The sequence below is a fragment of the Paraburkholderia sp. J94 genome (assembly GCF_905220285.1).
GTDB classification, from domain to species: Bacteria; Pseudomonadota; Gammaproteobacteria; order Burkholderiales; family Burkholderiaceae; genus Paraburkholderia; species Paraburkholderia tropica_A.
Genome location: NZ_CAJMZH010000058.1, coordinates 1 through 420, shown reverse-complemented (window position 1 = coordinate 420; position 420 = coordinate 1). Strand labels below are relative to the sequence as shown.

1 pseudogene is annotated in these 420 nt (G+C 62.4%); it reads right to left on the bottom strand.

Annotated features, from left to right (window positions below):
* Positions 1–420, bottom strand: a pseudogene (locus tag U4Y88_RS37630) (hypothetical protein); the annotation flags it as partial.

Here is a 420-nt window from a genome sequence, read left to right as displayed (position 1 = left end):
TTGATGCTCGTGATGTCGCCAGCCAGGTTCGTCACGTCGCCAGCGATGTTCGACACCGCCGTGTTCGTGGCGTACAGCTGGCCGCCATTCACCGCATCCGTGCTAGATGCCGAGACATCGCCATCCTTCACGTTATGGATCGCCACCGGCGTCGTTGCGTCGGTACCACCCAGCGTGATCGAGTCATGCGCCGACGTGTCGTACGACACCGCATCGGCCATCTGACCTTGCAGCGTGGTCACGTTACCGGCGATGTTCGACACGTCACCAGCAATGTTCGTCACCGTGCCCGCGAGGTTCGACACGTTCGTATTGGTCGCGTACAGCTGCGAGCCGTTCACTGCGTCGGTGCTCGATGCCGAGACGTCGCCGTCCTTCACGTTATGCAGCGCGACCGGCGAGGCACCCGAACCACCCAAG